Raw genomic sequence first — 14722 nt, 5'->3', positions numbered from 1 at the left:
ATTATGAAAAATGCCTATTTTGTAACAGCTTCCATTGCTTGTGGCAAAAGTACTTTTATACAAATAGCCAATTCTTTAGGCTTTAAAAGCCTTAGTGCGGATGCGATTGCACATCAAATTTTGGATGAAAACGCTTTAGAGCTCGCACAAATTTTTTCTCAATTTAGCACACTGAATTTATTAAAAAAAGATGGGAAAATAGACAGAAAAATTCTTGGAGAAATTATTTTTTCAAATAAAGAAGCTAAAAAAACTTTAGAAAATTTCACTCATCCAAAAATAAGGGCAAAAATTCTAGAACAAATGCAAATTTTGGATAGAGAAAACAAGCCTTTTTTTGTTGAAATTCCGCTTTTTTTTGAAAGTGGTGCTTATGATAATCTTGGTAAAGTGATTTTGATTTATGCTCCAAAAGAACTTAGTTTAAAAAGGATAATGCAAAGGGATAATTTAAGCTTAGAAGCTGCAAAATTAAGACTTAATTCTCAAATGGATATTGAAGAAAAATTTAAAAAAGCGGATATAGTCATTAAAAATACCCTTTCTTATGCTGATTTTAGGCAAGAATGTGTTAGAGTAATAGAAAATATTTCCAAAGGAAAAGCGTGAAATTTTATAAATATTGTGCAAGTGGTAATGATTTTATCATAACAAATGCTGATGAAAAAAAAGACAGAAGCGCTTTAGCTAAAGAGCTTTGCAACCGCTATAAAGGCATAGGAGCAGATGGTTTTATCGCAATCTTACCGCATGAAAAATACGATTTTGAATGGGAATTTTATAATAATGACGGCTCAAGAGCCTCAATGTGCGGCAATGGCTCAAGGGCTGTGGCGCATTTTGCACACCATATCAATAAAATACAAAATAAAATGGCTTTTTTAACCGGTGCTGGCATCATAAAAGCGGAAGTAAATAACAATATTGTCGAAGTTTCTTTGGGTGAGGTAAAGAATGTGGAAAATGCTTTTGATGAATTTGGAAAAACTTGGCAAATTTGCGATACTGGGGTTCCACATTTAGTACATTTTTGCGAAAATTTAGATGATTTCGATCTTAGACTTTGTAAAAAAATGAGAGAAAAGTATAATGCAAATGTGAATTTTGCACAAATTATTGATGAAAACACTTTAAAAGTTCGCACTTTTGAAAGAGGAGTAGAGGACGAAACACAAGCATGTGGCACCGGAATGGGAGCTTGTTTTTATCTTGCTTTTTTAAATAAATTAGTTAAAAATGAAGTAAAAATTTTTCCAAAAAGTGGCGAGGAAGTGGGTTTTAAATTTGAAAATGAAGAATTATTTTTTAAAGGAAAGGTGAGATACTGTTTTGAGGCAAATTATAATTTTTCTTAGTTTGTTTCCTTTGATGCTTTTTAGCATAGAAAAAAATGGTTTTGGGGAAAATTACTATCAATTAAATATCAAGGAAAAGCAACAAGTCTTTTTTGAAAAAATGAATCAAATGTTCGATATTTCTTTTGGGAAACTTCAAAAAGAATTAGAATTTGTAGAGTCCTTTTTAAAAGAGGGTGCAAAAAGTGGTTTTAGGGATTTAAATCCAGTGCAGTTTTCAAGACTTATTGAGATTAAAAATAAGTATCGTATAGAGAAAATTTTTGATTTAGAAGATTATCAAAAGCGCATCGGCGTAATTCCAAAATCTATGGGCATAGCGCAAGCTTTAGTAGAAAGTGGTACAGGTACTAGTCGCTTTGCAAGAGAGGCTAATAATCTTTTTGGAGAATGGACTTGGAGTGAAAAAGGTTTGACTCCAAATGCTAGATTAGAAGGAAAGACTCACAAAATTCGCATTTTTGATACTTTACAAGAAAGCGTGGATTCTTATGTTTTAAATTTGAATCGTCACGCTGCTTATACTGATTTTAGAAAGGCTAGAGAAGAATTTGCAAAGCAAGGTAAAATGATTGATGGAATTAGTGCCATACAAACTTTAGATAAGTATTCAGAAACGGGCAAACATTACATAGAAGTTATTACTAAAATCATCAAAAAACATAATTTAGAAAAATACGATTATAATTAAAAGCCTAAAGCCCATTTGTCAAAGGGCAGAATTTCAAATTTTATCCCTTGATCAAAAAAGCTATCTTCATTGGAAAGAGTGATAAAAAAAATGTGAAAGATATGAAGTTCTAGAGCCTTTGGTAAAATTTTCTTGGCTTTAATTTTAATGAGATCAATGTCTAAAGTAGGACTTGAAATATAAGCAGTTTGTGTTTCTTTATTATAAAAATTAAAAAATTTATTATAAAAAAAATCTTTTTTAAATTTAAATAATTCGCTAAAAATTAAATTTTCAAACAAGGCGTTAAAATCTTTTTGTATACATAGGGCATTTTTCATTGCAAAATCTCTAAAATAAATTTTTTGTAGTTTTTTTTCATCATGATTTAGATTTTTGATAATAAAAGTATTTTCTAAATTTTTAATGCTTTGATAAACGCTATCTTTTGAAGTTTTGATTTTTGTTTTAAGCTCTAAAAAAATTTGAGAGATGCTAATTTGTTGCCCAAGATTTAATGCAAGGTATTTAAGAATTTCAAGATCAAGTAAGGAAAAATCTTGCTTTAACAGCTCATTATTTTCACCAAATTTTGATCGTCCTATTTGCAAAAAAAGTCCAACCAAATGATTTATAGGAAGGTTTTTATTGATACTTATAAATTCTTCAAAATCAAAATAATCAAGTTCTAGTTCTTCAAATCCTTCAATATACAAATTTTTCTTATTTGTGCTTAATATAATAGGAATGTTTATTTTGTCAAATTTAGGCACGAAATCTAAATCACAAATGCAAAGAATTTTAATCTGTGGGTGTGTTTGTAAAAAAGCTTCTAAATTCAACAAACTATTTTTTTCAAAGCGTATATCATTTGTGTTTAAAAATAAAACTTCATTGTTTTTAAAAGAAGATAAAAAATTAAAAATTAATTTTTTCTTACCACAGTGTTTTGGGCCTTTGATGATAATATTTGTTTTTGTAATCTGTGTTTTTCTTTCATTGCTTGCTTCAAATTTGGGATGATTTTCATAAAAAAATTGGAGTATTTTCATTTTTTATCCTTTTATAAAGGACAATTATAGCATTAAATTTTTATTAAAATGAAAATTTATAAATTACATAGAAATTATAAATTAGGTAAAGCTTTCGCTCTACCGTTATTATAAGCTTAAATATCCAAGAATTAAAGTGATAGCAATACCGCAAACCAATACCGCTATTTGCTTATCACGATCTTTTTTAATAGCAAAAAGCGTGATGATTAATCCCGAAAGATATAAAAGCATTAAGGCTATTCCAAAACCTATTCCTAAGATAGAGAAATACCACTCGCCTTTATTTTTATGAAGCATTATCATATCGCCCAATATACTTCTTGTTTTTGTTGTAAGTGTAGATTTTTCTATAGATAAGCTTACGCTATAATGCGATGCACCCATGGTTAATTCTTTGCTTTTTGCATTCATTTTTAAGTTTGTGTTGGAAGGAATTTTTAAACCATTTTCTTTTAAGAAATTGAGTACAAAATCTTGCTCTTTGCCTTGTTCTGGAAGAGTTTTGAGTGTATAGCTTTTTATGTCTGCACCTGTATCTTGATCCGCGCCCAATATATAAGCAATACCGGATATGGCATACAAAAGTGCTAAAGGCAAGAAAAATAAACTCACATAAATGTGAATTTGCCTAAAAAGTTTGTTTTTGTTTATCATTGTGACTCCTTAATGAAAAATAGGTCGTAATCATAAAATATGAAAGTGAAGTAAAAATAAAGTCCCATGATAACAAAAATCAAAATAATTTTAAATATTTTTTAATAAAATATAAAGTTGCTCATTGACATAAAGGCTACGATTTCTTAGGTTTCTACTTGCTTTGAAAGTATTGTATTTTTGTTCAATAATATTACATTTTCCAAGTTTTTCAAGTCGTTTTAAGAACTTTTCTTTTTTGATAAAACCTTCACAATTATAAGAGAGCAAAATAACTTTTGCTTTGAGATTAAAAATGAGTTCAAATAAAGCATCTTCAGCTTTTTTTGCTTTATTAAAGTCGCTACGATTCCAATTTTTTGGAATTCCAGAAATTTTTGAAATTTCTTTTGGCTTTTGGTAACTTGCTATTAAATTTAACATAAAATAATTAGAACTATAAGGATGCTGGTTATATGGGGGATCTAAGTATGCCACATCGATTTTATCTAATTCCTTAGCTAAATCGTTTGCATCTTTTTGTGTGACTTCAAAATCACAGCAAAAATTTGAAAAAATAGGCAGAGATAAACTCATTTCTCCTTTAATGCGCTTTAAGGCATTTTGCGCTTCTCCGCCAAATTTACCGATTCCATTTTTTCCTTTGTAAAAGCCTTTAAACACACCGCTAGTATTTGAATGCACGCTTGCTTCATAAATGAGTGGGGCTATAAAAAAATGCTTTAAATTTTGAGGAATTTCTTGCTCGATTTTTTGTCTGATTGTGTCCAAAAACATTGCATTTTTTAGGGTGTAAAAAACGCGTTCATTTTTTTTGATATTATTTTCATCTTTTGGAGCATAAAGTTTGCTAATAAAGCCTTTTTCTAGCTCTAAATCGCTTAAAAGTTTTTTATGATAATGTTTTAAATCTTTAATGAGTGAGGAATTTTTGTTGCTAAGATAGCATTCATTGATGATTTTAGAATAAAGCTCTAAGTCATTTGCAACTAAAAAATCACAGTGCGCTTTTGCAAAACGCGAAACTATACCCGAACCGCTAAAAACATCGCAAAAACTGAATTTTTCTTTATTAAGCTCTGTTTTGGCAAAATCAAAACCTTGTTTTAAAAAATGCAATAAAGTGCGTTTATTTCCAAGATAAGTGATGATTTGTTCTTTTAAAAATTTAGTATTTTCTTGCATATAAGCTCCACTTGAATCGATCTTTTTGAACTAATAAATGAATAATTTCAATCAATTAAAATAATTTTCTTTGTTTGTCTGAGTCCATTTGATAAATTCATCAGGGAAATTTTCTTCTTTGTGAATGGTTGGGTTTTTATCATTGCGTTTGAGATGAAAAAGCTTGAAAGGGTCATTTTTTTTCAAAATATAGCGAAGTTCTATTGATCTTGGATGTATGACTTTAAATTTAATCAAATTATCATTTCCTTCATTATTATAAATCATAATTTTTGCATTAAAAGCTACTCCATAAATTTCGTCAAGTTTTGTGTCCAATACATAGGCAAAGCATACTAATTCTTGATAATTTTCGAATAGTTTTTTATATCTTACAAGGGAATTTTCATAGTTCTGTATAAGTTTAAGATGAGTGGGGTTGTTTGAATTGATATTTTTAAAATAATGCACTTTGTTTTGGTTTTTGAAGATAAAGTCGTAAGATTCTTTCATTTGGGCGTTAATATGAGAAATTTTATTATGCAATTCTTTGGCAAGTACCATATCCTCATAAAATTCATTATTAGCAGTAACGACATGGTTAGGACTTACGCTAAATTCATTCATATCGCCATTAATATTATCTACTAATAGAAATTTTTTTGGATGAATGCAATTATAGCTTAGAGCATTTTTAACATAAATTTTATCTGCTTTAATGGTTGCACCCATGCAAGTGTTAATAATAACAGTATTGGCAATTACGGTTCCATTTTCTAAATTATCAATAAAAGCAATATCAGCCTCTAAATAACCTTTATGCGTATTAATATAAGCATTTTTAGCATATAGCTTTGATTTAGAATGTGTTTTTCCACCTATAGACAAAAATTCTGATTTTACGCTAGCTATATCAACATTTCCTGCTATTTTTACATTATAGGCTTCGACTTTTACACCGGCCTTGATGCTTTCATCTAAATAGTTATTATTTGTGATTTCGACACTAATTTCTTCGAGAGTATTTGATTTTATAGAGCCTGTATTTTTAAGGCTGACATTATACAAAATCAACTCATCAATAATAGAATAATTAGAACCTATTTTTTTTAAATAACCATAAGAACTTGCATAATAAGAAATTTTTTCCCTTGTGTCTTTGGTAATAATATTTTTATCAATTTTTAATGTATTTCCATTATTTTGTAAAGGTTTTGGCTTTAAAATTTTACCTTTTAAATTTCTTCCTATTTTGCCTTCTATGGGTTTAATGTATTCAAAAAGCAATTCATTTTTTTCTATAGGCTTAGCATAGGATTTTTGATCGTAAGAAATTTTCCCTTCGTTTAAATTTTTTACATTTTCAATGCTTTTGTAAAAAATAATTTCATCCGCTTTTCCTTGTTTGGGCTCAACTCCATTCGCTACGCTAAATATAGCTTTTTTGGAGGTGGTATTATTTTTTAATTGAGCAATGATTGTATCAATGTCATTAAAAAATTCTTTTTTAAGTCTAATACCTATTAAATAGTGTTCTTTAAGCATATTTTTGAAGACTTCTTGGATTAAATCTTCTTTGAAATTATCATAAAATCGTAGGAAATTTTCGCCTTCGAATAGTATTTTTATAGAGCTAGAATTTTCATTTGAACTAAGTATGGTTTTGAAATTTAATGCAAGTTGTTCTTTTGGGAAAAGTTCTATAATGAATTTTTGTTCAATCTTTTTGATTTTATTGACAAAGAAATTATCATCATTAAAAATTGATAATTCATCACTTGAGTACTCTTGAATTTCATCTTCATTGCTTGTGCAGATGGTTTTAAAATCTAAAATTCTAAAATTTTTATTTGTTTGTTTTTGTAATAAAATATAAGGATCTTCTGATTCTATAATTTGTGAATTTGCATATCTGGCTTTAAAATTAAACATTGCTTGTTCCAAAAAATTTGAGTTTGAAATTTTTTAAAGCCTTTTCATTTAAATCTTTATTTTCAAGATAAACTAAAGGTTGTTTGCAAACTTTGCACCTAATAAAACTATTTTCCTTTAATAAATGCTCATGTAAGGTTTGACAAATTTTATGAGTTTTTAACATACACGAGCAGACATAGCTATATTGGCTTTCTTTTTCAATATCTTTATTCATCGCTAAAATTTTGTTATATTGTTCTAAACTATAATGAATTTCTTTAATATCTAAAGCGGTTTCAGCATAGTGCTTGATGAGCATATCTTCACCAATAATATGCTTTAAAATCCATTTTTTGGTTAATAGTGCAAGTTCTTTGGATAAAATTTGAGTGTCGCTGATATTTTTAAGTATGTTTTTAACCTTTTCTATAAGCTCTCTATGAGATTGTTTATGTTCTTTTAGTAAAGGAAAATTTATGTTTTGCATAAAAATTTCTTCTTCTTTAAAATGTGTGTTAATGTAATCAAGTAAGTGCAAAATAATTTGCTTAAGCTTTTGTTGTTCTTTTGAACTTGGTTGCGTTGGTATGTCTTTTGCAATCAACCAAGCTTCGTTTGCGATATCAAATATCTTTTTATGTTGAGCGTCAATTTGCATATTTTTAACGCTAAATTCTTTGCTCCATTCAAATAATATTTGTTTATTATCCATCTAGCTTTATCTTTTTGGAGTTACGAGCATATTGACATAACGGCCTTCAAAATTTGGCTCTTTGTCGCGATTAGCTTCATTTTCTATCATAGTCCAAATTTTTTCAAGCAAAGCTACACCCGCTTCAGGGCTTGCCATCTCACGCCCTTTTAAAAATACACGAAATCTCACATGCTTTCCTTGTTCTAAAAATTCTAAAGCATGTTTTACCTTGTAATTAATATCATTTTGTGCGATTTTTACAGAAAGTTTAATCTCTTTTATATCAATTACTTTTTGTTTTTTCTTAGCTTCTTTTTGTTTTTTCTCTTGTTGATAGCGGAATTTTCCAAAATCCATTATCTTACAAACCGGTGGTTTGGCATCAGGAGCTATCATAACAAGATCAAGTCCTAAGCGATTTGCAATCTCTAAGCCTTCGTCACTACTGATGATACCATAAACCTTGCCATCATCACCTATACATCTGATTTCGTCTGCTCTAATCTCTTCATTGAGCAATACTTCTTTTTCTTTACTCAAAAATGTACCTCACTCATTTTCTCCTTAACTAAATTAATAAATTCATCCAAGCTAAGATTTTTTTGCTCCTTAGCTCTTCTATCTCTTAAAGCAACACCACGTTTTGCTACCTCTTCATCACCCAAAACTAAAATCATAGGTAGTTTTTGCTTTTCAGCAGTGCGAATCTTTTTGTTTAAGCTTTCATTTTTTTCATACACCTCGCTATCTACACCCAAATTCAAAAGTTCTCTTTGAATTTCTTTAGCATAGGCTAAATGTGCTTCACCAATAGGCACAATCCCCACTGCTGTTGGCGCGATGAAAAATGGAAATTCTCCTGCGCAATGTTCAGTTAAAATGCCTATAAATCTTTCAAAAGATCCCAAAATGGCACGATGAAGCATTACAGGTTGTTTTTTCTCGTTATTACTATCTGTGTATTCTAATTTAAAGCGTTCTGGGAGATTAAAATCCACTTGTATGGTACCACATTGCCATTTTCTTTTTAGTGCGTCAGTAATTTTAATGTCAATTTTTGGCCCATAAAAAGCTCCACCACCTTCATCGATGCCATATTTTAAACCTTGTTCATCAAGCGCTTCTTTTAAAGCTTTTGTGGCGCTGTCCCAAATTTCATCATCACCTATAGCTTTAGCGGGTTTAGTTGAAATTTCCATTTCATAACTAAAGTCAAATAATTTCATTAAATTATCCACAAAGGCTAAAATTTCAAGCACTTGTTCTTTGATTTGACTTGGCATACAAAAGATATGCGCATCATCTTGAGTAAATTCTCTTACTCTAAAAAGTCCGTGTAAAACACCACTCTTTTCGTGTCTATGTACCACGCCATACTCAAAAAATTTCAAAGGCAAATCACGATAGCTTCTCACATCACTTTGATAAATTTTAATATGTCCCACGCAGTTCATCGGCTTAATGCCGTATTCTTGTTCATCAATTTGCGTAAAATACATATTTTCTTTATAGTTTGCATAATGTCCGCTAATCTTCCATGCATCAGCTTTTAAAAGCTCTGGCCCACGCACAGGCTCATAGCCACGCAAACGATGGATTTTATAAAGCATTTGTTCAAGTTTTGATCTAAGTCTTGCACCATTGCTTAGCCAAATAGGAAGTCCGCCACCTATTTCATCATCAAAAGTAAAAAGCTTAAGCTCGGTTCCTAGCTTTCTATGATCGCGTTTTTTGGCTTCTTCTATAATTCTTAAATGTTCTTTTAAGCTCTCTTTATCCGCAAAAGCTGTGCCATAAATGCGTGTGAGCATTTCTCTTTTTTCATCACCACCAAGATAAGCTCCCGCTACGCGAGTGAGTGCGAAATTGCGCAAAAACTTGGTATTCGGTACATGAGGGCCACGGCATAAATCTTCAAATTCACCTTGCTTATAAATGCTAACTTTTCCATCAGGAATTCGTAATAAGACTTCTTGTTTTAAATCATCATCTTTAAATTTAGCTATTGCTTCGCTTTTTGTGATTTCGTATTTTTCTATTGTCTGTTTAGCTTCGGCAAATTCTTTCATCTTTTTTTCAATTTTTACTAGATCTTCTTCGCCGATTTTTGAATTCACACGAAAATCATAATAAAAGCCATCTTCTATCACAGGGCCTACGAAAAATTTCGCCTCCGGATATAAACTTTTAATCGCTTGTGCCATCAAATGCGCACAAGAATGCCTAATAACTTCTAAACTGTGCTTGGAATTGTCAAAGTAAATTTCTTTTAAATTTGCAGAATTCTTACTTTGAGAATCAACTATTTTTTCATTATCTAGATATGCAATGATTTCTTTTTCCATATTAGTTTTTACCTTAAATTGCTCACGGACTTTGTGAGTGTTTATAGAGTTCTAATTTTAACTTTGTGGGGCTTAAATTAATTTTAAATTTAAGAAATTTTTAACAAATCTTAAAAATTTCTTTTTATTTACATTTTAAATTCACTTCCCACATCTAAAGTGCCTGAAAAATAAAGATAGAAAAATAAGATTCCTAAGATAATTCTATAAATTCCAAAAGGAATAAAATCAAATTTTGAAATGAATTTTAAAAAGAATTTAATGACAAAAACCGCTACAACAAAAGCTGTTATAAAACCTATGCTTAAAGGCAATAAAGAACTAGTATCACTTAATAAAATAGGTTCTTTATAAATGCTATAAGCGGTTGCAGCTATCATTGTCGGAATGGCTAGCAAAAAACTAAATTCAGCAGCTACTTTCCTATCAAGCCCAAGCAAGAGTCCTCCAATGATACTTGCTCCGCTTCTTGAAGTGCCTGGTATGATGGCTAAAGCTTGCATTGTGCCTATTAAAAAAGCTTGCAAATAGCTTATTTTATCTAAAGAATGGATATTATAATCTTTTTTTCTGTGTTTAAGTTCTATAGCAATAAAAACAATACCACCTAAAATGAGCATAGTGGCAACGGTATATCCATTGAAAAGTTCTTTTAAAAATTTATAGGCTATAAGACCTATGATGCCAGCAGGGATAAATCCAACTGCTAATTTAAGCCAAATGTCAATTCCTTGAAAAAGTTTGCGCCAAAAGACAAAAAGCACTGCTAAAATAGATCCGAGTTGAATGATGATGACAAAATTTCTTAAAAAATCATCAATATTAAGCCCTAAAACCGTTGCGCCTAAAATCATATGTCCGGTTGAGGAAACGGGCAAAAATTCAGTTAAACCTTCGATTATTCCGAGTATTAACGCATGTAAAATTTCCATAATGTTCCTTAAATATTAAAATAAGAATTCTACATATTTTTTTTAAACCAAATCAAAGTATGAGAAAGAAAAATTTACTTTTAGCTTAAAAAAGGAGTTGTTTGGGGTTGTGGATGAGTTTTATTCATAAAAAGAAAATAAAGAATAACTTTATTTTCTTGATGTTTATTGACAACCTTCGCACTCTATACTGCGATCAGCTACATTTACTTTTTCACTATCAGGACTTTCACTTCTTAGGTAATAAGTTGATTTTAATCCAAGCTCCCAAGCAAGTTGATAAATTTCATTTAAGTATCCACCTGTGGCCTTGTCAAGCGAGATGAAAATATTCATCGATTGTCCTTGATCAATCCATTTCCCACGCACTGCTGCGGCTTTAACTAAGATTTTTTGATCAAGCTCATAAGCTGGGGTGTAATACTGCCAAGTATCAAGGCTTAAGTTTGGCACTACAACAGGTATCATACCGCTTAAATTTTGCTCAAACCATTTGCGTTTATAAACAGGTTCAATCGTTTGGGTTGTCCCTACTAAAATAGAAATAGAAGAAGTTGGTGCAATAGCCATTAAATAGCCATTTCTCATACCATCTTTTTGAATTTTTTCTCTAAGTCTTGCCCAATCACACTCACTTTGATCAAAAAGTCCTTCTCTAAGAGTGAGCTTTTTGGCATTTTCATTTGCTAAGTCTATAGGTACTATGCCCTTACTCCAATTTGAACCTTCAAAATCAGGATAAGAGCCTTTTTCTAAAGCTAAATTTGAACTAGCTTGTATGGCTTCAAAGCTGATAAATTCCATAATTTCATCGATTTTATGTAAATGCTCATCGCTTCCCCAGTGAATTTTGGCTTCTGCAAGCATTTGTGCTTCGCCCATAATGCCAAGTCCTATACTTCTTGATTTTAAATTCGTATCTTTAACTTTGACATGGGGATAAAAATTTAAATCAATGACATTATCAAGCATACGAATGGCAATTGGTACAACTCTTTGGATATCTTCTTTGGTGTTGATTTTGCTTAAATTAATGCTAGCAAGGTTACAAACTGCGGTTTTGCCATCATTTTTATATTTTTCAACTATATAAACTTTTTTACCGTTAATACTATCTAAGGTAGAAATCTTTTTGGCAAGTTTTTTATACCCTCCATCAATGATAATTTCTTCCATTTCATTTAAATGCAACTCAGTTTTATCTTCAAATACAACTTTAATTTGATAATAATTCGGTTCTGTATTTTGAAAGATTTCTGTACATAAATTTGAGCTTCTAATGAGTCCTGCATGAGAATTTGGGTTGGCTTTGTTTGCATTATCTTTAAAACATAAAAATGGCATACCTGATTCAAAATAATTTAATAAAACTTTCTTCCAAAGTTCTTTTGCATCAACGATTTCTTTAACTATATTTTCATCTTTTTCGTATTCTTCATATCGTTTTTCAAAAGCTTCCCCATATAAATCACACAAATCAGCTGTATCAGCAGGATCAAAAAGAGTCCATTTATCATTTGCCCTAACTCTTTTCATAAATAAATCATTGATCCATAAAGCTGGAAAAAGCTCATGCGTCCTTCTTCTTTCTTCACCTGAATTTTTGCGTAAATCAAGAAAATCATTAATATCCATATGCCATGGCTCTATATAAACCGCAATTGCCCCTTTTCTGGTACCTAACTGATCTACTGCTACTGCAATATCATTTGTGATTTTTAGAAATGGTATTATCCCACCTGCGGCATTTTTGTGCCCATCTATGCTTCCACCCATAGCGCGTACTTTAGACCAATCCCAGCCTATACCACCACCAAATTTAGAAAGCAATGCCATTTCTTTGTAAGAGTCAAAAATACCTTCGATATTATCAGGAGTGCTTCCTATATAACAAGAACTAAGTTGATGACGCGTTGTTCTTGCATTTGATAGGGTAGGAGTTGCAAGCATAAGTTCAAATTTTGAAATAAGATCATAGAATTTTTTCGCCCAAGTTTGACAATCAAGTTCGTTTTGTGCCAAAAACATTGCAATAGCCATAAACATATGCTGCGGAAGCTCTATTGGTATGCCTTTACTATCTTTGATTAAGTATCTATCATATAAGGTTTTTATGCCTAGATAATTAAATTGCAAGTCTCTTTCAGGCTTTATATAGTCATTTAAATCATCTAAGTCGTATTTTTCTTTAAGACCGAGTAAAATTCGACCTTCTTTTTCGCCTTTTTCAAAATACTCTCTTAAATGATTATAACGATTCATACCATTGACTTTTTTATACAAATCATAAAGAAATAATCTTGCGGCAACAAAAGTCCAATTAGGACAATCAATATCTATCTTATCCACAGCAGTTTTAATTAAAGTTTTTTGTATTTCTTCTGTTGTAATTCCGTCTCTAAATTGAATTTTTGCATCAAGTTCAAGCTCACTTAAATTTACCCCACTTAACCCCACAACAGCTTCGCTAGTGCATTTTTTGATTTTAGAAACATCTAATTCTTCAGTGCGACCATTTCTTTTTAATACCTTCATCTTAACGCTCCTAGCTTATTTAAAAGTTCTTGCAAAAATTGCATCAACATTTTTTGTGTAATAATCATAATCAAAGCACTTTCTAATATCTTCTTCGCTTAAACTTTTTCTTAAATCTTCATCATCTAATAACGCAAGCAAAAATAAACTCTCATTTTTCTCATTTATCGCCGCTTTTCCATTTTGCAGATCACTCCATACTTTCATCGCATTTCTTTGCACGATTTTATAAGCTTCTTCACGACTAATTCCTTTAAATGGAAGCTCTAACAAAACGCGTTGTGAAAACACAAGTCCACCGGTGAGATTTAAATTTTTCATCATATTTTCAGGATAGATTAAAAGATTTTCAATTAAATTAGTAAGTCTTGCAAGCATAAAATCAGCTGTTATAAAAGCATCAGGCAGTATAAATCTCTCAACACTAGAATGGCTTATATCTCTTTCATGCCATAAAGCTACATTTTCTAAAGCTGGAGTTACGAAAGATCTTAATACCCTACAAAGTCCCGTGATATTTTCACTTAAAACCGGATTTCTTTTATGTGGCATAGCAGAACTTCCCTTTTGACCTGCACTAAAATACTCCTCAGCCTCATAAACTTCAGTTCTTTGAAAATGTCTTATTGCAACTGCAATTTGCTCACAAGATGAAGCTAAAATCGCAATGGCTGAAATGACTTGCGCGTAACGATCTCTTTGAATAACTTGATTTGAAATCGGTGCAGGTTTAAGATTTAAATTTTTACATACTTCTTCTTCAAATTCTAAAGGTGCGTGAGCAAAATTTCCCATAGCACCACTTATTTTTCCATAACTTATCACTTCTTTTGCATGTTTTAAAAGCTCTTTTGCGTGTAGTATTTCATCATACCAAATACCCATCACAAGTCCAAAAGTTATAGGCTCACCATGAATTCCATGACTTCTTCCTACCATTAAGGTATTTTTATGCTCCATAGCGCGTTTTTTTATCGCTTCTAAAAGCTTTTCTATATCTTCTAAAATAAGCTCTAAACTTTCTTTTATCTGTAAGGCTACGGCAGTATCGATACAATCAGAACTAGTCATTGCATAATGTACAAAACGACTCTCTTCTCCCAAGTTCTCACTCACGCTTGTAAGAAAAGCAATAACATCGTGTTTGGTTGTTTTTTCTATTTCATCAATTCTAGCTATATCAAATTTAGCATTTTTTAGAATTTTTTCACAATCACTATCGTTAATAAGACCTAGCTTATTCCAAGCTTTTACGGCAGCAAGTTCGACTTTAAGCCACGCATCGTATTTTGCTTGCATATCCCATTTTTTAGCCATGATTTCTCTGCTATATCTTTCAACCATTTTTTAAAACCTTTTTAGCTATAATTTTTAAAAAAAGAAATGAGATTTTAGCTAAAAAAA

13 protein-coding genes are annotated in these 14722 nt (G+C 30.7%); 3 read left to right on the top strand and 10 right to left on the bottom strand.

The annotated features are described in order from the left end of the window. Positions 1-3 precede the first annotated feature (3 nt). From coaE to AAH949_RS08990, 3 genes are read left to right on the top strand one after another with little or no spacing between them, the layout of a single operon-like run. Positions 4-609 (top strand): dephospho-CoA kinase, encoded by a 606-nt coding sequence (gene coaE, locus AAH949_RS09000; RefSeq protein WP_348518555.1) that lies wholly within the window; start codon positions 4-6, stop codon positions 607-609. Next, positions 606-1355, top strand: coding sequence for a diaminopimelate epimerase (gene dapF / locus AAH949_RS08995; protein WP_348518554.1), 750 nt, complete (start codon positions 606-608; stop codon positions 1353-1355). The genes coaE and dapF overlap by 4 nt, the downstream gene beginning before the upstream one ends. Next, the gene (locus AAH949_RS08990) at positions 1330-2046 is read left to right on the top strand and encodes a glucosaminidase domain-containing protein (RefSeq protein WP_348518553.1); all 717 of its coding nucleotides are present in this window, start codon (positions 1330-1332) and stop codon (positions 2044-2046) included. Before dapF ends, AAH949_RS08990 begins: the two co-directional genes overlap by 26 nt. Here AAH949_RS08990 and AAH949_RS08985 read toward each other — a convergent pair. The 10 genes from AAH949_RS08985 to purB form a co-directional block, all read right to left on the bottom strand. Then, positions 2043-3077: an ATP-binding protein gene (locus AAH949_RS08985; RefSeq protein WP_348518552.1), complete on the bottom strand. Its 1035-nt coding sequence runs from the start codon at positions 3075-3077 to the stop codon at positions 2043-2045. The two genes, AAH949_RS08990 and AAH949_RS08985, sit on opposite strands and share 4 nt — an antisense overlap. A gap of 108 nt (positions 3078-3185) precedes the next feature. Continuing rightward, positions 3186-3734 (bottom strand): hypothetical protein, encoded by a 549-nt coding sequence (locus AAH949_RS08980; RefSeq protein WP_134238781.1) that lies wholly within the window; start codon positions 3732-3734, stop codon positions 3186-3188. Between the two features lie 90 nt (positions 3735-3824). Continuing rightward, complete coding sequence (locus tag AAH949_RS08975; RefSeq protein WP_134238782.1) at positions 3825-4919, bottom strand: DNA adenine methylase; 1095 nt, start codon at positions 4917-4919, stop codon at positions 3825-3827. A 51-nt stretch (positions 4920-4970) separates the two neighbouring features. Next, complete coding sequence (locus AAH949_RS08970; RefSeq protein ID WP_348518551.1) at positions 4971-6830, bottom strand: flagellar assembly protein A; 1860 nt, start codon at positions 6828-6830, stop codon at positions 4971-4973. After that, the gene (locus AAH949_RS08965) at positions 6823-7524 is read right to left on the bottom strand and encodes a hemerythrin family protein (RefSeq protein WP_348518550.1); all 702 of its coding nucleotides are present in this window, start codon (positions 7522-7524) and stop codon (positions 6823-6825) included. The genes AAH949_RS08970 and AAH949_RS08965 overlap by 8 nt, the downstream gene beginning before the upstream one ends. A 6-nt stretch (positions 7525-7530) precedes the next feature. Continuing rightward, entirely contained in the window at positions 7531-8046 is a 516-nt protein-coding gene (gene infC, locus AAH949_RS08960; protein ID WP_134238785.1) for a translation initiation factor IF-3, read from the bottom strand. After that, positions 8043-9851 (bottom strand): threonine--tRNA ligase, encoded by a 1809-nt coding sequence (gene thrS, locus AAH949_RS08955; protein WP_134238786.1) that lies wholly within the window; start codon positions 9849-9851, stop codon positions 8043-8045. The genes infC and thrS overlap by 4 nt, the downstream gene beginning before the upstream one ends. Positions 9852-9979: 128 nt before the next feature. Continuing rightward, positions 9980-10783, bottom strand: a complete 804-nt coding sequence (locus AAH949_RS08950) for an undecaprenyl-diphosphate phosphatase (RefSeq protein WP_134238787.1) — start codon at positions 10781-10783, stop codon at positions 9980-9982. A gap of 165 nt (positions 10784-10948) precedes the next feature. Next, a complete protein-coding gene (locus tag AAH949_RS08945) occupies positions 10949-13318 on the bottom strand; it encodes a ribonucleoside-diphosphate reductase subunit alpha (RefSeq protein WP_348518549.1) in 2370 nt (789 codons plus the stop codon). A gap of 15 nt (positions 13319-13333) precedes the next feature. Beyond that, on the bottom strand, positions 13334-14662 hold the full coding sequence (gene purB, locus AAH949_RS08940) for an adenylosuccinate lyase (RefSeq protein ID WP_348518548.1): 1329 nt from the start codon (positions 14660-14662) through the stop codon (positions 13334-13336). Positions 14663-14722: the final 60 nt, after the last annotated feature.

The organism is Campylobacter sp. CCS1377, assembly GCF_040008265.1.
In the GTDB taxonomy this organism is placed as follows: Bacteria; Campylobacterota; Campylobacteria; order Campylobacterales; family Campylobacteraceae; genus Campylobacter_D.
Note: the sequence above shows the minus strand (reverse complement) of the source record. Positions and strands in the feature narration are given on the sequence as shown.